Here is a 16,122-nt window from a genome sequence, read left to right on the forward strand (position 1 = left end):
GGAACCAGCCGATCTAATACATGTTTTTGGGACTGTTATGCATAATTCAATAAATTGCTTGACATCGCCTATTACAAAATGCTACTATATCAAAGTGCGTGAGTACGGTGAATCCCTGTTAATTGGAGGACTTTATGATGTCTAACGATAGAGGGCTACAGGACGCTCATGTCAAAATCGGTACGAAGCAAACGATGCGAATGGTAGAGCTCGGTCGTGCCGAAGAAGTTTATGTGGCTGAAGATGCAGATCCGCGCCTTACATCGAAGATTATCGCTCTGTGTAATCAACATGGAGTCAAACTGACTTATGTGGATACCATGCACGATCTCGGCAAGGCTTGCGGGATTGAGGTGGGAGCAGCGATGGCTGCGATTGTAAAGAGATAGTTTGAAGAAAACCGTTTTTGCTGATTTAGGGCAAACCTTTCGGCAAAAACTTTTCCTTTGTTCTTTTATGAACCGCCTGGCTCTGTGGGCTTAACAAGAGGTTTGTAAAGAAACATCTAAATACTGAGGAAGGGGGTGGCAACAACATGCCAACAATTAACCAATTGGTACGTAAAGGTCGTCAAGACAAAGTTTACAAATCCAAATCACCAGCATTGCATAGAGGGTTTAACGCACTCAAACGCGAAGCTACTGAATTGAAATCACCTCAAAAACGTGGGGTGTGCACTCGGGTAGGAACTATGACTCCTAAAAAACCGAACTCCGCACTTCGTAAATACGCGCGTGTTCGTTTGACGAACCGTGTTGAGGTGACAGCTTATATCCCAGGAATTGGGCACAACCTGCAAGAGCACAGTGTCGTGCTAATTCGCGGTGGCCGGGTCAAAGACCTTCCGGGGGTACGTTATCATATCGTTCGCGGAGCGTTGGATACAGCTGGAGTAAACAATCGTATGCAAGCTCGTTCCAAATACGGTGCGAAACGTCCGAAAGATAAGAAATAATTAGCTAGCCATTTAAGCTACATTTATGTTTGAACTAACACTGAAAGGGGGATAACTATGCCACGCAAAGGTCCAGTTGCCAAAAGAGACGTATTGCCGGATCCGGTGTATAACAGCAAACTTGTTACTCGCTTGATCAACCGCATTATGCTCGACGGTAAACGCGGTGTTGCTCAAAGCATCCTTTATAACGCTTTTAACATCATTCAAGAGCGTACAGGGAACGACCCAATGGAAGTTTTTGAAGCAGCAATCAAGAACATCATGCCGGTATTGGAAGTAAAAGCTCGTCGTGTCGGCGGATCCAACTACCAAGTGCCTATCGAAGTAAAACCAGAGAGACGTACTGCTCTGGGACTACGTTGGCTCGTGAACTACTCCCGCAACCGCGGAGAGAAGACGATGGAAGAGCGTTTGGCTGCAGAGATTATCGATGCATCCAACAACACAGGTGCTTCCGTTAAGAAACGTGAAGACACGCACAAAATGGCCGAAGCGAACAAAGCGTTCGCACACTACCGCTGGTAGGATTCGGTTCAGCCAAAATTATAATCTATAATTCGAAGGGAGAAAATTTCATGGCAAGAGAGTTCTCCTTGAAGAATACACGTAACATCGGGATCATGGCGCATATTGACGCTGGTAAGACAACGACAACGGAGCGTATTTTGTTCTATACAGGCCGTACGCATAAAATTGGCGAAACCCATGAGGGTTCGGCTACTATGGACTGGATGGATCAAGAGCAGGAACGTGGTATTACCATTACTTCTGCAGCTACAACCGCTTCTTGGAAAAATCACCGCGTTAATATCATTGATACCCCGGGACACGTCGACTTCACTGTTGAAGTTGAACGTTCCCTTCGTGTATTGGACGGGGCAGTAGGTGTGTTTAGTGCCAAGGAAGGCGTTGAGCCTCAGTCGGAAACCGTTTGGAGACAGGCTGACAAATATAGCGTTCCTCGTATTGCTTATGTCAATAAAATGGACATCATCGGTGCTGATTACCTCAGCGTTGTAAACGATATGCGCGAGCGTCTCCAAGCGAATGCAGTTGCAATCCAACTGCCAATCGGTGCGGAGGATAATTTTGTCGGTATTATCGACATTGTTGCTGAGAGAGCATATATCTACAAAGACAACATGGGCCAAAACATCGAAGAGACCGATATTCCTGAGGATTATAAAGCTCAAGTAGAAGAGCTTCGCAATGAACTGGTTGAGAAGGTAGCGGAACTGGACGAGGACTTGACAATGAAATACCTCGAGGGCGAGGAAATCACTGTTGAGGAAATCAAAGCAGCACTTCGCAAGGGTGTTGTTGAAGTTAAAATCTTCCCGGTTATTTGCGGATCTTCCTACCGTAACAAAGGGGTTCAGCTGATGCTGGATGCTGTTGTAGATTACCTGCCTTCTCCGATTGATGTACCGAGCATTCAAGGTCATCTTGAAGATGGTACGGTGGTTGAGCGTCACTCTTCTGACGAAGAGCCGTTCTCAGCATTGGCATTTAAAATTATGACTGACCCTTATGTTGGTAAGCTTACGTTCTTCCGCGTATACTCCGGTGTTCTTCAATCCGGTTCGTACGTGCTGAATGCAACGAAAGGCAAACGTGAGCGGATCGGTCGTATCCTGCAAATGCACGCAAACAGCCGTCAAGAGATCACTGAAGTTTACGCAGGTGATATCGCTTCGGCGGTTGGTTTGAAAGATACGGGAACAGGTGATACACTGTGTGATGAGAAGAATCCGGTAATCTTGGAGTCCATGAACTTCCCTGATCCGGTTATCGAAATCGCAGTTGAACCTAAAACTAAAGCGGACCAAGACAAGATGGGTGTTGCTCTCAGCAAATTGACTGAGGAAGACCCTACACTTCGTGCTCACACAGACGAAGAGACTGGTCAAACCATCCTTGCTGGTATGGGTGAGCTTCACCTCGATATCATCATCGAGCGTATGCGTCGTGAATTCAAGGTTGACACTAATGTGGGTAAACCACAGGTTGCATACCGCGAGACATTCAAGGCTCCTGCACGTGTTGAAGGTAAATTCGTACGTCAATCCGGTGGTCGTGGACAATACGGTCACGTATGGGTTGAATTCGAACCGCTGGAAGCAGGTTCAGGTAACCAATTCGACAGCAAAATCGTCGGTGGTGCTGTACCGAGGGAATATATCGCTCCAGCTCAACAAGGTATTGAAGAAGCTATGAAGAATGGTGTTCTTGCAGGCTTCCCGCTTGTAGACGTTAAAGCCACAATCGTAGACGGTTCATACCATGATGTTGACTCCAGTGAGATGGCGTTTAAAATCGCTGGTTCCATGGCTTTAAAAGCAGCAAAAGACAAATGTCAAGCTGTTCTTCTTGAGCCAATCATGAAAGTTGAAGTTACGGTTCCGGAAGAGTACATGGGTGACGTTATGGGTATGCTGAACTCCCGTCGTGGACGCATCGAAGGTATGGATGCCCGTGGAAGTGCGCAAATCATTCGCGCTAAAGTACCTCTTTCCGAAATGTTCGGATATTCAACAACGCTTCGTTCCGGTACACAAGGACGCGGTGTGTTCTCTATGGAGCTTTCCCACTATGAAGAAGTTCCTAGAAACATTTCTGAAGAAATCGTGTCGAAACATAAAGGCGAAGAATAATTTTTGTATCTGCTGATCGGAGGGATTTCCTTCATGGAAGCCTCTCCGATCAGTCCAACATAACAATCCATATTTAAGGAGGAACTGTTTAAAATGGCAAAGGCTAAATTTGAACGTACAAAACCGCACGTTAATATCGGTACAATCGGTCACGTTGACCATGGTAAAACTACGTTGACTGCTGCAATCACTACCGTTTTGACTAAAACTTACGGTGGAGGTAACGCGATCGCATACGACCAAATCGACAAAGCTCCAGAAGAGCGCGAGCGCGGTATCACTATCTCTACTTCCCACGTTGAGTATGAGTCGGCTAACCGCCACTACGCTCACGTTGACTGCCCAGGTCACGCCGACTATGTTAAAAACATGATCACTGGCGCGGCTCAAATGGACGGTGCAATCCTGGTTGTATCCGCAGCTGACGGCCCAATGCCGCAAACTCGCGAGCACATCCTGTTGTCCCGTAACGTAGGCGTTCCTTACATCGTTGTATTCTTGAACAAATGCGACATGGTTGAAGACGAAGAACTTCTTGAGCTTGTTGAAATGGAAGTTCGCGACCTGCTTAACGAATATGAGTTCCCAGGTGATGACACTCCAGTTATCCGTGGATCCGCTCGTGAAGCTCTTCAAAATCCAGATGGCGACTACGCTAAGAAAATCATTGAAATGTTCGAAATCATCGACGAGTACATTCCGCTTCCAGAGCGTCCGGTTGACAAACCATTCTTGATGCCAGTTGAGGACGTATTCTCCATCACTGGTCGTGGTACGGTTGCTACAGGCCGCGTTGAGCGTGGTACTGTAAAAGTCGGCGACGAGGTTGAAATCGTTGGTATTTCCGAAGAAACTAAAAAATCCGTTGTTACGGGCGTTGAAATGTTCCGTAAATTGCTTGATTCCGCTGAAGCGGGTGACAACATCGGTGCATTGCTCCGTGGTGTAGATCGTTCCGAAATCGAGCGCGGTCAAGTTCTTGCAAAGCCAGCTTCCGTTAATCCGCATACAGAGTTCACTGCTCAAGTATACGTATTGACTAAAGAAGAGGGCGGACGTCATAAACCTTTCTTCACAGGTTACCGTCCACAATTCTATTTCCGTACTACAGACGTAACTGGTGTTATTAACCTGCCAGAAGGTTCCGAAATGGTTATGCCTGGCGACAACATCGAAGTTACTGTATCCCTGATCGCCCCAATCGCGATTGAAGAAGGAACTCGTTTCTCCATTCGTGAAGGTGGACGTACTGTAGGATCCGGTGCGGTTGTATCCATCCAAAAATAATAAGGTTACCTAACCTTACAACAAAAACTGCCCTGGGCTTTATGACTCAGGGTAGTTTTTTAGTGTATTACCAGGTGATTCACAGTGATTCATAGCTTAATTTTATAAATTAACATCGGGTTCCTTCCAATATATATGGTATAAAAATTCCGATAAAAATGTATAATATTTTGCTTGCATTACATCTGTCTTTTCTATATAATAGTGAATGTTGTTCTGTGACTGTGCGATGATGTGAGAGGTTACTGACACACCCGGCCCCTTTGCCATGGGAGGGTGCTCAGAAAATTTTCACGGAGTATGTCCGATAAAAAATTGGGCGATAGAAGGAGGGACTAAAATGGCAAAGCAAAAAATTCGTATTCGTTTGAAAGCTTATGATCACAGAATTCTTGATCAATCCGCAGAGAAAATCGTTGAAACGGCAAAACGTTCAGGTGCTGGTGTATCCGGACCGATTCCGCTTCCGACTGAGAAACAAATCATTACTATTCTCCGTGCGGTACACAAGTACAAGGATTCCCGGGAGCAATTCGAAATGCGGACGCACAAACGTCTGATCGACATTGTTAACCCGACTCCACAAACTGTGGATGCCTTGATGCGCTTGGACCTGCCGTCCGGTGTAGATATCGAAATTAAATTGTAATATCAATCGTAAGTTGATTAGGAAAGGAAAAGAGGTGTCAACATGAAAGGTATCTTAGGGAAAAAACTCGGAATGACTCAAGTGTTTACTCCGGAAGGAATTGTTATTCCTGTAACGGTAATCGAAGCTGAGTCCAACATCGTCCTGCAGAAGAAAGATGCAGAGAACGATGGATATGAAGCGATTCAAATCGGTTATGCCGATAAGAAAGAAAGCAGAGCTACCAAACCTGAATTAGGTCACGCTAAAAAGGCGAATTCAGCACCTAAGCGCTACGTTCGTGAAATTCGCGGTGTTGATTTGGCAGCATATGAAGTTGGCCAAGAGGTCAAAGTTGATATTTTTGCTGAAGGCGAATTTGTTGACGTAACAGGTATTTCTAAAGGTAAAGGATTCCAAGGTAGTATCAAACGTTGGGGTCAAAGCCGCGGACCGATGTCTCACGGTTCCCGTTACCATCGTGGTCCAGGTTCCATGGGTTCCATCCAAGCCAACCGTGTTCCTAAAGGCAAGAAGCTGCCAGGACATATGGGTAACGAAACAGTGACGATTCAAAACCTTGAAGTCGTTCGCGTGGATGCTGAGCGTAACGTATTGCTGGTTAAAGGATCCATTCCTGGTCCTAAAAATAGCGTAGTAAAAATCAAACAAGCGGTGAAGAAATAATCGCTTTAAAGAAAGGAGGAACAAAGAATGCCTAAAGTAGCACTTTATAATGTCAGTGGTAGCCAAGTGGGCGAAGTCGAACTGAATGACGCGGTATTCGGTATTGAGCCGAACGTTCACGTTCTTCATGACGCAGTTGTTATGCAGCGCGCTTCCCTGCGTTTGGGTACTCATAAAGTAAAAGGACGCTCCGAAGTACGCGGAGGCGGCCGTAAACCATGGAAACAAAAAGGCACAGGTCGTGCTCGTCATGGTTCGATCCGCTCCCCACAATGGGTTGGCGGTGGAATCGTGTTTGGACCGACGCCGCGCAGCTATGCGTATAAATTGCCTAAGAAAGTTCGCCGTTTGGCGATTAAATCGGCTCTTTCTTCGAAAGTGATCGATCAAGACATTATCGTATTGGACGCGCTCAGCCTGAACGCTCCTAAGACGAAAGAGTTTGCAGCCATTCTGAACAATCTGAAAGTAGACCGCAAAGCATTGATCGTAGCACCGAGCTATGATGATAATGTAGCGTTGTCCGCACGCAATATCCCAGGTGTTAAGTTTGTTGCAGCTGACGGCATTAATGTTCTTGACGTGTTGACGCACGACAAACTGATCATTACGAAAGAAGCAGTTCAGAAGGTAGAGGAGGTGCTCGCGTAATGAAGGATCCTCGTGATATAATTAAACGTCCGGTGATTACGGAACGTACGGCTGAATACATGGGTGAGAACAAATATGTTTTCAAAGTAGACATTCGTGCGAATAAAACCGAAATCAAACAAGCTGTAGAAGCGATCTTTGATGTAAAAGTGAGCAATGTGAATACGCTGCGTGTTCCTGGCAAGCCAAAACGTTACGGACGCCACTTCGGATATACTCCTGAATGGAAAAAGGCATTCGTTACGCTGACAGCTGACAGCAAACCGCTTGAGTTTTTTGAATCGGTATAATAGAACGTTAGAGCAAGGAGGGAAAAACAGTGCCAATTAAAAAGTATAAACCGACATCTCCGGCTAGACGGAACATGTCTGTATCCACTTTTGAAGAAATTACTACGGATCGTCCGGAGAAATCGTTGCTTGCTCCATTGAGCAAAACGGCTGGACGTAACAACCACGGTAAAATTACGGTTCGCCACCACGGTGGAGGACATAAACGTAACTATCGTATCATCGACTTCAAACGTAACAAAGATGGAATTCCAGGTCGCGTTGCTACAATTGAGTATGACCCGAACCGGACATCCAACATCGCTCTGATTCATTATGTTGACGGCGAGAAGCGCTACATTTTGGCTCCTAAAGGGCTGAAGGTTGGCGACATGATTGAGTCAGGACCTGAGTCTGACATCAAAATCGGAAATGCTCTTCCATTGGAGAACATTCCTGTAGGTACAGTTATCCACAATATTGAACTTCAACCAGGCAAAGGCGGACAGCTTGTTCGTGCAGCTGGTACAGAAGGACAATTGCTCGGTAAAGAAGATAAATACGTATCTGTTCGCTTGTCTTCTGGCGAAGTTCGTAAAATTCTTAAAGTTTGCCGTGCAACCATTGGTTCTGTAGGTAACCAAGACCATGAATTGATCAAGATTGGTAAAGCCGGTCGCGGTCGTTGGCTCGGCAAGCGTCCATCTGTACGCGGTCTTGTCATGAACCCTAACGATCACCCACACGGTGGTGGTGAAGGTCGCGCACCAATCGGTCGCAAGTCTCCGCTTTCTCCATGGGGCAAACCGACGCTTGGTTACAAAACGCGTAAAAAAGGCAAAGCTTCTGATAAATATATCGTTCGCGGCCGCACGAAGTAATCCGCTGCTAGCGGATCACTTCCTGGTCACGATTATAGAGGATATTAATAGCTGGCATAAGCCGGCTTAAGCCCGAAAAGACGAAGTCATTTTCAAAGTGGCGAAGGGAGGAAAAATACATGAGTCGCAGTCTGAAAAAGGGGCCATTTGTAGATGGTTACCTGCTGAAGAAAGTGGAAGAAGCGAGCGCAGCGAACAAAAAGGTTGTTATCAAAACTTGGTCCCGTCGCTCAACAATTTTCCCGCAATTCATTGGGCATACGTTCGGTGTATATGATGGTCGCAAGCATGTTCCGGTATATGTTACTGAGGATATGGTCGGACATAAACTCGGCGAATTTGCTCCAACCCGTACCTATAAAGGTCATACGGACGACGATAAGAAAACGAGACGTTAAGGGATAAGTTCTTCGTTTGAGAGGAGGTAACACACTATGGAAGCTAAAGCACATGCAAGGTCCATCCGTATTGCTCCGCGGAAAGCAAGATTGGTTATCGATTTGATCCGTGGTAAGCAAGTTGGCGATGCTATCGCAATTCTCCGCCACACGCCTAAGGCGGCTTCCCCAATCGTGGAGAAGCTTCTGAATTCGGCAATTGCGAATGCTGAGCATAACTATTCTCTGGATGTTAATAAATTGGTTGTTACGGAAGCGTACGTAAACCAAGGTCCTACAATGAAACGTTTCCGCCCACGGGCAATGGGACGTGCAAGTCGGATCAACAAACGCACCAGCCACATTACTTTGGTGGTATCCGAAAAATAAGGAGGGAAAACGCGTGGGCCAAAAAGTAAATCCGGTCGGACTACGAGTAGGGATTATCCGTGATTGGGAATCCAAATGGTACGCAGGCAAAGATTTCGGTGATCTTTTGCTTGAAGACGTGAAAATTCGTGAGCACCTGAAAAATAAACTGAAAGACTCCGCGGTATCTCGGATCGAAATCGAGAGAGCGGCTAATCGTGTGAATGTAACGATCCATACTGCTAAGCCGGGCATGGTTATCGGTAAAGGTGGTTCGGAAGTTGAAAACCTGCGTAATCAAATTACGAAAATCGCAGGCGGCAAAAAAGTTCACATCAATATCTCTGAAATCAAAAACCCTGATCTTGACGCGATTCTTGTCGCTGAAAGCATTGCACAACAATTGGAGCGTCGTGTTTCTTTCCGTCGTGCGCTTAAACAAGCGATTCAAAGAACAATGCGCGCAGGTGCAAAGGGGATTAAAACAGCAGTCGGCGGTCGTCTAGGCGGTGCTGAGATTGCTCGTTCAGAAGGCTACAGTGAAGGAACTGTTCCACTTCATACGCTTCGTGCTGACATTGATTACGGTACAGCTGAAGCTCATACGACCTATGGACGCCTTGGCGTAAAAGTATGGATCTATCGTGGAGAGGTTCTTCCTACGGCTAAGAAACAACAAGCTGCCCAGGAAGGAGGCAATTAATCATGTTGGTACCTAAACGTGTAAAACACCGCAAGCAACAACGCGGTAGTTTGAGAGGTCAAGCTAAAGGCGGAACTGAACTGAATTTCGGTGAATACGGCCTGCAAGCTCTTGAGCCTACATGGATTACGAACCGCCAAATTGAGGCTGCGCGTATTGCGATGACTCGTTACATCAAACGTGGCGGTAAAGTATGGATCAAAATTTTCCCTGACAAGCCAATTACTCAAAAGCCTCTAGAAGTGCGGATGGGTAGCGGTAAAGGTAACGTCGAGAAATGGGTTGCAGTTGTGAAACCAGGCAAAATCATGTTTGAGCTTGCTGGTGTATCCGAGGAAATTGCTCGCGAAGCTATGCGGCTTGCCGCTCACAAACTGCCAATCAAAACAAAGTTTGTGAAACGTGAAGAATTGGGTGGTGAAGCAAATGAAAGCTAATGAACTTCGCAACTTAACCACTGCTGAAATTGAACAGAAAATCGCGGGTTTTAAGGAAGAGCTTTTCAACCTCCGTTTTCAATTGGCCACCGGCCAGCTTGATAACCCGACTCGGATCCGTGATGTGCGGAAAGATATAGCTCGTGCTAAAACCATTTTACATGAAAGAGAACTTGGTATTACTAGCTAATATTGCGCTCCACATAAGCGAAGCGCCTAAGTCCAGGAAGGAGGCTAACCATGAGCGAACGCAATGCCCGTAAAGTGCAAGTTGGTAAAGTTGTCAGTGACAAAATGGATAAAACCATCGTTGTAGCTGTTGAGACTTACAAGAAGCATGATTTGTACCACAAACGCATTAAATATACGAAAAAATTCAAAGCACATGATGAGAACAACACTGCAAAAATTGGTGATACGGTTAGAATCGTCGAAACTCGTCCGCTGTCTAAAGATAAGCGTTGGAGACTCGCAGAGATCATCGAAGAAGCAGTTATTATTTAACAGCATGGAAGCTTAAACTGAAAGGAGGAAATAACCATGATTCAAGCATTCTCACGATTGCAAGTAGCCGACAACTCTGGTGCGAAGGAATTGATGTGTATCCGTGTTCTCGGCGGCACTGGTCGTCGTTCGGCACATATCGGAGATCTGATCGTTTGTTCCGTAAAACAAGCAACACCAGGCGGCGTTGTCAAAAAGGGTGACATCGTTAGAGCGGTAATCGTACGTACGAAGCGTTCTGTTCGTCGTAAAGATGGTTCTTATATTTCGTTTGACGAAAATGCAGCGGTTGTTGTTAAAGACGACAAGAGCCCGCGCGGCACACGTATTTTCGGACCTGTTGCTCGTGAACTTCGCGATAGAGATTTCATGAAAATCATTTCCTTGGCTCCGGAAGTTATCTAGTACGTATGTGAAACAGGAAGTTCGACGAAACAGGAGGTGTAAAGAATGCCTAGACTGAAAAAGATTCTGGAATCCCATAACAATAAACTGCACGTCAAAAAAGACGACACGGTTATCGTGATCACAGGTAAAGACAAAGGCAAAAAAGGCCGCGTCATCGCTGCGTATCCTCGCGAAAACCGCGTGCTTGTGGAAGGCGTGAATATGGTTAAGAAACACCAAAAACCTAATCAGCTGAACCCGCAAGGCGGAATTATTGAGAAGGAAGCTCCGATTCACGTATCGAACGTTATGCACGTTGATCCTAAGAGCGGAAGTGTAACCCGTATCGGTTACAAAGTATTGGATAACGGCAAAAAAGTTCGTGTTGCTAAAAAATCGGGTGAAGTAATCGACTAATCCAGTAACGCAAAGAAAGGAGGTCCATGATTCATGGCAGCAAGATTGAAAGAACGTTTTTTGAATGAAGTAACGCCTGCTTTGATTCAAAAATTCAACTATACAACGGTAATGCAAGTACCTAAAGTCGAGAAAGTTGTAATCAACATGGGTGTTGGTGAAGCTGTAGCTAACTCGAAAGTGCTTGATTCCGCAGTTAATGATTTGCAACTGATTGCCGGACAAAAGCCGGTTATCACACGTGCTAAGAAATCCATCGCAGGATTTAAGCTTCGTGAGAATATGCCGATCGGCGTGAAGGTAACTCTTCGCGGTGAGCGCATGTACCATTTCCTCGACAAATTGTTCAACGTAACGCTTCCGCGTGTACGTGACTTCCATGGCGTGTCCAACAAAGCGTTTGATGGACGTGGTAACTATACGCTTGGTCTTAAAGAACAATTGATTTTCCCAGAGATCGAATACGATCAAGTGGATAAAGTTCGCGGTATGGACATCGTTATTGTAACAACGGCTAAAACGGATGAAGAGTCTCGTGAGTTGCTCACAGGACTGGGAATGCCTTTTGTAAAGTAAGTTAGGTCGTAATGAATTCTCCGAAACTATTTAGGAGGTGTCAGGCTAAGTGGCAAAAACTTCGATGAGAGTTAAACAACAACGCGCACCGAAATTTAAAGTACGGGCGTATACCCGCTGTGAGCGTTGCGGTCGTCCACATTCGGTACTGCAAAAGTTTAAAATATGCAGAATTTGTTTCCGTGAATTAGCTTATAAAGGCCAGATTCCTGGCGTGAAAAAAGCAAGCTGGTAAACAATCAACAACGGGAAGGAGGTTTACACGTATGACTATGTCAGATCCAATTGCAGATATGCTTACTCGTATTCGTAATGCGAACACAGTTCGTCACGAAACGGTGGAACTGCCTGCCTCAACGATCAAAAAGCAAATCGCCGAGATTTTGAAACGTGAAGGTTTCATCCGCGATGCAGAATATATCGATGACAACAAACAAGGGATCATCCGTCTTTTCTTGAAATACGGCCCTAACAACGAACGCGTTATTACTGGCTTGAAGAGAATCAGTAAACCAGGTCTTCGCGTTTACACGAAGAGCACTGAAGTTCCTCGTGTACTGGGCGGTTTGGGAATCGCGATTATTTCCACTTCCAAAGGAGTTATGACCGACAAAGAAGCACGTCAGTCTAAAGCCGGCGGCGAAGTTGTCTGCTACGTTTGGTAATTAACGTCACAAAACAAGGAGGTGCAGCAAATGTCTCGAATTGGTCGCAAACCAATTACAGTACCAAGTGGTGTGGATATCACACTCGATAATAACGTAATTACGGTAAAAGGACCGAAAGGTACTTTGACTCGTGAACTTCACAAGGATATGAAAGTCACTGTTGAGAACAATGAGATCACAGTGGAACGTCCTTCTGATCATAAAACGCATCGTTCCCTACACGGTACAACACGCAGTGTAGTGAGCAACATGGTGAGCGGAGTAACTGAAGGGTTCACCAGAAATCTTGAGCTGGTTGGGGTCGGATACCGCGCAAGCAAATCCGGAGAGAAGCTCGTACTCAACGTAGGGTACTCCCATCCGGTAGAGATCACTCCAGAGCCAGGCATTACTTTTGAAGTGCCTTCTAACACGAAAATCGTCGTTAGCGGAATTAACAAAGAGCGTGTTGGTGAATACGCTGCTAAAATCCGTTCCGTGCGCGAGCCTGAGCCATACAAAGGTAAAGGGATTAAGTACGAAGGTGAACGTATTATTCGTAAAGAAGGTAAAGCCGGTAAGAAGAAATAACTTTCTTCTTAGCGGATCAATCCTTCTGGCGAGTTGAACGATATGTGTTGTTTACGTAAACCGAAGGGAGTGAAATGGAAGTCATGATTACTAAAGTTGACAAGAACAAAGCTCGTCTGAAAAGACATTTGCGCGTACGGAGAAAAATCCAAGGAACGGCTACTCGTCCTAGATTGAACGTATTCCGTTCTTCCAAACATATTTATGCACAGCTGATTGACGATGTGGCTGGGGTAACTCTCGCATCGGCATCAACGCTTGATAAAGAATTGAGCGAAGGTATCGCTAATGGCGGAAACGTAGAAGCTGCTCGCAAAGTTGGCGAACTGATCGCTAAACGTGCTCAAGATAAAGGCTTCAAGAACGTTGTATTTGACCGTGGAGGATACTTGTATCATGGACGTGTTCAGGCACTGGCTGATGCGGCTCGTGAAGCAGGCCTTGAATTCTAAAATAATCACTAAAAGGAGGTTAACGACTTGCGTGTAGATCCGAATACTTTAGAACTGACTGAAAGAGTTGTAAATATTAACCGCGTAGCTAAAGTAGTAAAAGGCGGACGCCGTTTTAGTTTCAGTGCGCTAGTAGTTGTCGGCGACGGCAAAGGCTGGGTTGGCGCTGGGATCGGTAAGGCAGGCGAAGTTCCTGATGCGATTCGCAAAGGAATTGAGGATGCCAAGAAAAACCTTGTATTCGTTCCACTCGTGGGAACTACAATCCCTCACCAAGTAATCGGGCATTTCGGCGCTGGCCGCGTGCTTCTGAAACCGGCATCCGAAGGTACTGGGGTTATCGCAGGCGGACCAGTTCGTGCAGTACTAGAACTTGCTGGCGTTGGCGACATTCTAACAAAATCTTTAGGTTCTTCGAATTCTATCAACATGGTTAACGCGACTTTGGAGGGCTTATCCCGTCTGAAACGCGCTGAAGATGTTGCGAAATTACGCGGTAAATCCGTCGAAGAACTTCTCGGTTAAGGAGGGAATCTCATGGCAAAGCTGCAAATTACCCTCGTACGTAGTTTGATCGGTACATCGGAGAAACAGCGCACAACCGTTCAAACGTTGGGATTGCGCAAAATCAACCAAACCGTGGTCCAACAAGACAATCCTGCCATTCGTGGTATGATTAATATTGTAAGCCATTTGGTATCCGTTGAAGAAATCCAAGGATAACTCCCTGACAAGTATTAGCGGATTTCGCTATTGAATTATAATGGCATACCGATCGGTTGTCATTTTCGCAAGTGAAACAATAAATAAGGAGGTGCAACGAACGATGAAGTTACATGAGCTTTCCCCTGCTCCAGGTTCCCGCAAAGAACGCAAACGTGTTGGACGCGGTACAGGAAGTGGTATGGGTAAAACATCAACTCGTGGTCACAAAGGTCAAAATGCTCGTTCCGGCGGTGGTGTCCGTCCGGGCTTCGAAGGCGGTCAAAACCCGTTGTATCGTCGCTTGCCTAAACGCGGATTTACGAATCCTACGCGGAAAGAGTATGCGATTGTGAACACCCAGGAATTGAACAACTTTGCGGCGGATACAGAGGTTACTCCTGAGCTGTTGTTTGAACAAGGAATCGTGAAGAACGCAAAAAGCGGCATCAAGATTCTTGGCAACGGTGAAATTACTGTCAAATTGACGGTTAAAGCGAATAAGTTCTCTCAATCCGCGGTAGAGAAAATCGAGGCTGCCGGCGGTAAAACCGAGGTGATCTAATGTTTAAAACGATGAAGAACATATGGCACGTTAAAGATCTGCGAACCCGTATTTTGTTCACACTTTTCGTCTTTATTATTTACCGGATCGGTACATTTGTCCCGGTTCCGGGCGTTAATAAAGAAGTGTTTAAACAGACCAACACTGCGGGAAGCGATTTGCTCGGGCTATTGAACACCTTCTCAGGCGGCGCGCTGCAAAATTTCTCGATTTTTGCAATCGGGATTTTCCCTTATATCACAGCCTCTATTATCATACAGCTACTGTCGATGGACGTTATTCCTAAGCTGGCAGAATGGGCGAAACAAGGCGAGCATGGCAAAAGAAAGACGGCTCAAGTCACTCGTTATGCAACGGTTGGCTTGGCCATCATCCAAGCCTTTGCAACCTCGATCGGTTTCAACCGCTTGTATGGTACTGAGATGGTACCGAACGCTACGTTTGGGGATTATATGTTAATCGCGATTGTATTGACCGCGGGTACATCATTCCTCATGTGGCTCGGTGAGCAAATCACTGAAAAGGGTATCGGTAACGGTATTTCGCTGATTATCTTTGCGGGTATCGTCGCTTCGATTCCGACGCATATTCAGAATATCGCGATGTCTGATTTCATTGTTTCTGGGCAAACGTTCATGAACATTGTTAAAACCATTGCGATTATCATCGTGTTGGTGCTTATTGTGATCGGTGTTATTTACATCCAACAAGCGATACGTAAAATTCCGGTACAATACGCTAAACGGGTTGTAGGGAACAAAATGTATGGCGGGCAGAATACGCATATTCCGCTCAAAATCAATGCAGCGGGCGTTATTCCAGTTATCTTCGCTTCATCCCTGTTGCAGTTTCCAGTAGTCATTGCTAGCTTCTGGTCAACACATGGCTGGGCACAATGGATCAGCAGTAACATGAACATTGACCGCCCGCTGGGGATCGTGTTGTACGTCGTGATGATTATTGGATTCACGTTCTTCTATACGTTTGTACAGATGAACCCGCAGCAAATGGCAGATAACATGAAAAAGAATGGCGGATACATTCCGGGGATTCGTCCGGGGAAAACGACGGCTACTTATCTGACTCGGGTTCTTTCCCGACTGACGATGACGGGCGCTCTGTTCCTGGCCTTTATCTCTGTACTTCCGGTGATTCTCGGTGCTTTGGCTGGATTGCCACGTACTGTACAAATCGGAGGAACTTCCATTCTGATCGTTATCGGTGTTGCGCTTGATACGATGAAGACGATTGAAGGGCAATTGATTAAACGTCACTATAAAGGCTTCATTAATAAATAGGGGATAGGTTCCAGGATTGAGCTTGGTTAACGAACTCTCCTGGCGCCTATTGTTCTGTTTTCTTAGCGAAGTGAACCAGTCT

27 protein-coding genes are annotated in these 16,122 nt (G+C 45.8%); all 27 read left to right on the forward strand.

Annotation, left to right across the window (positions count from 1 at the left end; genetic code table 11):
• Positions 1–137: 137 nt before the first annotated feature.
• A complete protein-coding gene (locus EIM92_RS07220) occupies positions 138–389 on the forward strand; it encodes a ribosomal L7Ae/L30e/S12e/Gadd45 family protein (protein WP_125082104.1) in 252 nt (83 codons plus the stop codon).
• A 146-nt stretch (positions 390–535) separates the two neighbouring features.
• Positions 536–955 carry a 30S ribosomal protein S12 gene (gene rpsL / locus EIM92_RS07225; RefSeq protein WP_125082105.1) on the forward strand — a complete coding sequence of 140 codons (420 nt, stop codon included), beginning with the start codon at positions 536–538 and terminating at the stop codon, positions 953–955.
• Between the two features lie 57 nt (positions 956–1,012).
• Positions 1,013–1,483: a 30S ribosomal protein S7 gene (gene rpsG / locus EIM92_RS07230; protein WP_110931213.1), complete on the forward strand. Its 471-nt coding sequence runs from the start codon at positions 1,013–1,015 to the stop codon at positions 1,481–1,483.
• Positions 1,484–1,533: 50 nt separating this feature from the next.
• A complete protein-coding gene (gene fusA, locus EIM92_RS07235; protein WP_125082106.1) occupies positions 1,534–3,612 on the forward strand; it encodes an elongation factor G in 2,079 nt (692 codons plus the stop codon).
• A 93-nt stretch (positions 3,613–3,705) separates the two neighbouring features.
• Complete coding sequence (gene tuf, locus EIM92_RS07240; RefSeq protein ID WP_125082107.1) at positions 3,706–4,899, forward strand: elongation factor Tu; 1,194 nt, start codon at positions 3,706–3,708, stop codon at positions 4,897–4,899.
• A gap of 340 nt (positions 4,900–5,239) precedes the next feature.
• Positions 5,240–5,548 carry a 30S ribosomal protein S10 gene (gene rpsJ / locus EIM92_RS07245; protein ID WP_005544556.1) on the forward strand — a complete coding sequence of 103 codons (309 nt, stop codon included), beginning with the start codon at positions 5,240–5,242 and terminating at the stop codon, positions 5,546–5,548.
• Between the two features lie 42 nt (positions 5,549–5,590).
• Positions 5,591–6,214, forward strand: coding sequence for a 50S ribosomal protein L3 (gene rplC, locus EIM92_RS07250; protein ID WP_125082108.1), 624 nt, complete (start codon positions 5,591–5,593; stop codon positions 6,212–6,214).
• A gap of 27 nt (positions 6,215–6,241) precedes the next feature.
• Positions 6,242–6,865, forward strand: coding sequence for a 50S ribosomal protein L4 (rplD, locus tag EIM92_RS07255; protein WP_055105073.1), 624 nt, complete (start codon positions 6,242–6,244; stop codon positions 6,863–6,865).
• The gene (gene rplW, locus EIM92_RS07260; RefSeq protein ID WP_125082109.1) at positions 6,865–7,155 is read left to right on the forward strand and encodes a 50S ribosomal protein L23; all 291 of its coding nucleotides are present in this window, start codon (positions 6,865–6,867) and stop codon (positions 7,153–7,155) included. The genes rplD and rplW overlap by 1 nt, the downstream gene beginning before the upstream one ends.
• A gap of 29 nt (positions 7,156–7,184) precedes the next feature.
• Positions 7,185–8,015, forward strand: coding sequence for a 50S ribosomal protein L2 (rplB, locus tag EIM92_RS07265; protein WP_125082110.1), 831 nt, complete (start codon positions 7,185–7,187; stop codon positions 8,013–8,015).
• Between the two features lie 119 nt (positions 8,016–8,134).
• Entirely contained in the window at positions 8,135–8,413 is a 279-nt protein-coding gene (rpsS, locus tag EIM92_RS07270; protein ID WP_125082111.1) for a 30S ribosomal protein S19, read from the forward strand.
• A gap of 36 nt (positions 8,414–8,449) precedes the next feature.
• A complete protein-coding gene (rplV, locus tag EIM92_RS07275; RefSeq protein WP_110931220.1) occupies positions 8,450–8,782 on the forward strand; it encodes a 50S ribosomal protein L22 in 333 nt (110 codons plus the stop codon).
• A 13-nt stretch (positions 8,783–8,795) separates the two neighbouring features.
• The gene (gene rpsC, locus EIM92_RS07280; RefSeq protein ID WP_125082112.1) at positions 8,796–9,464 is read left to right on the forward strand and encodes a 30S ribosomal protein S3; all 669 of its coding nucleotides are present in this window, start codon (positions 8,796–8,798) and stop codon (positions 9,462–9,464) included.
• A 2-nt stretch (positions 9,465–9,466) separates the two neighbouring features.
• Complete coding sequence (rplP, locus tag EIM92_RS07285) at positions 9,467–9,901, forward strand: 50S ribosomal protein L16 (RefSeq protein WP_019635775.1); 435 nt, start codon at positions 9,467–9,469, stop codon at positions 9,899–9,901.
• Complete coding sequence (gene rpmC / locus EIM92_RS07290) at positions 9,891–10,091, forward strand: 50S ribosomal protein L29 (RefSeq protein WP_019635776.1); 201 nt, start codon at positions 9,891–9,893, stop codon at positions 10,089–10,091. The genes rplP and rpmC overlap by 11 nt, the downstream gene beginning before the upstream one ends.
• A 50-nt stretch (positions 10,092–10,141) precedes the next feature.
• Positions 10,142–10,405, forward strand: coding sequence for a 30S ribosomal protein S17 (gene rpsQ / locus EIM92_RS07295; protein ID WP_125082113.1), 264 nt, complete (start codon positions 10,142–10,144; stop codon positions 10,403–10,405).
• Between the two features lie 36 nt (positions 10,406–10,441).
• Entirely contained in the window at positions 10,442–10,810 is a 369-nt protein-coding gene (gene rplN, locus EIM92_RS07300; RefSeq protein WP_125082114.1) for a 50S ribosomal protein L14, read from the forward strand.
• A 45-nt stretch (positions 10,811–10,855) separates the two neighbouring features.
• Positions 10,856–11,209 (forward strand): 50S ribosomal protein L24, encoded by a 354-nt coding sequence (rplX, locus tag EIM92_RS07305; RefSeq protein WP_211344435.1) that lies wholly within the window; start codon positions 10,856–10,858, stop codon positions 11,207–11,209.
• A 33-nt stretch (positions 11,210–11,242) separates the two neighbouring features.
• Positions 11,243–11,785, forward strand: a complete 543-nt coding sequence (gene rplE, locus EIM92_RS07310) for a 50S ribosomal protein L5 (protein WP_019635780.1) — start codon at positions 11,243–11,245, stop codon at positions 11,783–11,785.
• Positions 11,786–11,834: 49 nt separating this feature from the next.
• A complete protein-coding gene (locus EIM92_RS07315; protein WP_125082115.1) occupies positions 11,835–12,020 on the forward strand; it encodes a type Z 30S ribosomal protein S14 in 186 nt (61 codons plus the stop codon).
• Positions 12,021–12,051: 31 nt separating this feature from the next.
• Positions 12,052–12,450, forward strand: a complete 399-nt coding sequence (gene rpsH, locus EIM92_RS07320) for a 30S ribosomal protein S8 (RefSeq protein WP_125082116.1) — start codon at positions 12,052–12,054, stop codon at positions 12,448–12,450.
• 30 nt (positions 12,451–12,480) lie between these two features.
• Positions 12,481–13,023 carry a 50S ribosomal protein L6 gene (rplF, locus tag EIM92_RS07325; protein ID WP_055105084.1) on the forward strand — a complete coding sequence of 181 codons (543 nt, stop codon included), beginning with the start codon at positions 12,481–12,483 and terminating at the stop codon, positions 13,021–13,023.
• 83 nt (positions 13,024–13,106) lie between these two features.
• The gene (rplR, locus tag EIM92_RS07330; RefSeq protein WP_125082117.1) at positions 13,107–13,475 is read left to right on the forward strand and encodes a 50S ribosomal protein L18; all 369 of its coding nucleotides are present in this window, start codon (positions 13,107–13,109) and stop codon (positions 13,473–13,475) included.
• Positions 13,476–13,502: 27 nt separating this feature from the next.
• Complete coding sequence (gene rpsE, locus EIM92_RS07335) at positions 13,503–14,000, forward strand: 30S ribosomal protein S5 (RefSeq protein WP_125082118.1); 498 nt, start codon at positions 13,503–13,505, stop codon at positions 13,998–14,000.
• A gap of 12 nt (positions 14,001–14,012) precedes the next feature.
• On the forward strand, positions 14,013–14,198 hold the full coding sequence (gene rpmD, locus EIM92_RS07340) for a 50S ribosomal protein L30 (protein WP_125082119.1): 186 nt from the start codon (positions 14,013–14,015) through the stop codon (positions 14,196–14,198).
• A gap of 103 nt (positions 14,199–14,301) precedes the next feature.
• Positions 14,302–14,742 (forward strand): 50S ribosomal protein L15, encoded by a 441-nt coding sequence (rplO, locus tag EIM92_RS07345; RefSeq protein WP_110931230.1) that lies wholly within the window; start codon positions 14,302–14,304, stop codon positions 14,740–14,742.
• The gene (secY, locus tag EIM92_RS07350) at positions 14,742–16,040 is read left to right on the forward strand and encodes a preprotein translocase subunit SecY (protein WP_125082120.1); all 1,299 of its coding nucleotides are present in this window, start codon (positions 14,742–14,744) and stop codon (positions 16,038–16,040) included. The genes rplO and secY overlap by 1 nt, the downstream gene beginning before the upstream one ends.
• Positions 16,041–16,122 lie beyond the last annotated feature (82 nt).

The sequence above is a fragment of the Paenibacillus lentus genome, from assembly GCF_003931855.1.
In the GTDB taxonomy this organism is placed as follows: domain Bacteria; phylum Bacillota; class Bacilli; order Paenibacillales; family Paenibacillaceae; genus Fontibacillus; species Fontibacillus lentus.

Coding starts and splice junctions, on each gene's coding strand:
- rpmD (WP_125082119.1), top strand. CDS start 14,013: ATGGCAAAGCTGCAAATTACCCTCGTACGTAGTTTGATCGGTACATCG.
- EIM92_RS07220 (WP_125082104.1), top strand. CDS start 138: ATGTCTAACGATAGAGGGCTACAGGACGCTCATGTCAAAATCGGTACG.
- rplE (WP_019635780.1), top strand. CDS start 11,243: ATGGCAGCAAGATTGAAAGAACGTTTTTTGAATGAAGTAACGCCTGCT.
- rplC (WP_125082108.1), top strand. CDS start 5,591: ATGAAAGGTATCTTAGGGAAAAAACTCGGAATGACTCAAGTGTTTACT.
- rplN (WP_125082114.1), top strand. CDS start 10,442: ATGATTCAAGCATTCTCACGATTGCAAGTAGCCGACAACTCTGGTGCG.
- rpsQ (WP_125082113.1), top strand. CDS start 10,142: ATGAGCGAACGCAATGCCCGTAAAGTGCAAGTTGGTAAAGTTGTCAGT.
- rplP (WP_019635775.1), top strand. CDS start 9,467: ATGTTGGTACCTAAACGTGTAAAACACCGCAAGCAACAACGCGGTAGT.
- rplR (WP_125082117.1), top strand. CDS start 13,107: ATGATTACTAAAGTTGACAAGAACAAAGCTCGTCTGAAAAGACATTTG.
- rplO (WP_110931230.1), top strand. CDS start 14,302: ATGAAGTTACATGAGCTTTCCCCTGCTCCAGGTTCCCGCAAAGAACGC.
- rpsG (WP_110931213.1), top strand. CDS start 1,013: ATGCCACGCAAAGGTCCAGTTGCCAAAAGAGACGTATTGCCGGATCCG.
- rplX (WP_211344435.1), top strand. CDS start 10,856: ATGCCTAGACTGAAAAAGATTCTGGAATCCCATAACAATAAACTGCAC.
- rplF (WP_055105084.1), top strand. CDS start 12,481: ATGTCTCGAATTGGTCGCAAACCAATTACAGTACCAAGTGGTGTGGAT.
- rplD (WP_055105073.1), top strand. CDS start 6,242: ATGCCTAAAGTAGCACTTTATAATGTCAGTGGTAGCCAAGTGGGCGAA.
- secY (WP_125082120.1), top strand. CDS start 14,742: ATGTTTAAAACGATGAAGAACATATGGCACGTTAAAGATCTGCGAACC.
- tuf (WP_125082107.1), top strand. CDS start 3,706: ATGGCAAAGGCTAAATTTGAACGTACAAAACCGCACGTTAATATCGGT.
- rpsS (WP_125082111.1), top strand. CDS start 8,135: ATGAGTCGCAGTCTGAAAAAGGGGCCATTTGTAGATGGTTACCTGCTG.
- rpmC (WP_019635776.1), top strand. CDS start 9,891: ATGAAAGCTAATGAACTTCGCAACTTAACCACTGCTGAAATTGAACAG.
- rpsL (WP_125082105.1), top strand. CDS start 536: ATGCCAACAATTAACCAATTGGTACGTAAAGGTCGTCAAGACAAAGTT.
- rplW (WP_125082109.1), top strand. CDS start 6,865: ATGAAGGATCCTCGTGATATAATTAAACGTCCGGTGATTACGGAACGT.
- rpsJ (WP_005544556.1), top strand. CDS start 5,240: ATGGCAAAGCAAAAAATTCGTATTCGTTTGAAAGCTTATGATCACAGA.
- rplV (WP_110931220.1), top strand. CDS start 8,450: ATGGAAGCTAAAGCACATGCAAGGTCCATCCGTATTGCTCCGCGGAAA.
- fusA (WP_125082106.1), top strand. CDS start 1,534: ATGGCAAGAGAGTTCTCCTTGAAGAATACACGTAACATCGGGATCATG.
- rpsH (WP_125082116.1), top strand. CDS start 12,052: ATGACTATGTCAGATCCAATTGCAGATATGCTTACTCGTATTCGTAAT.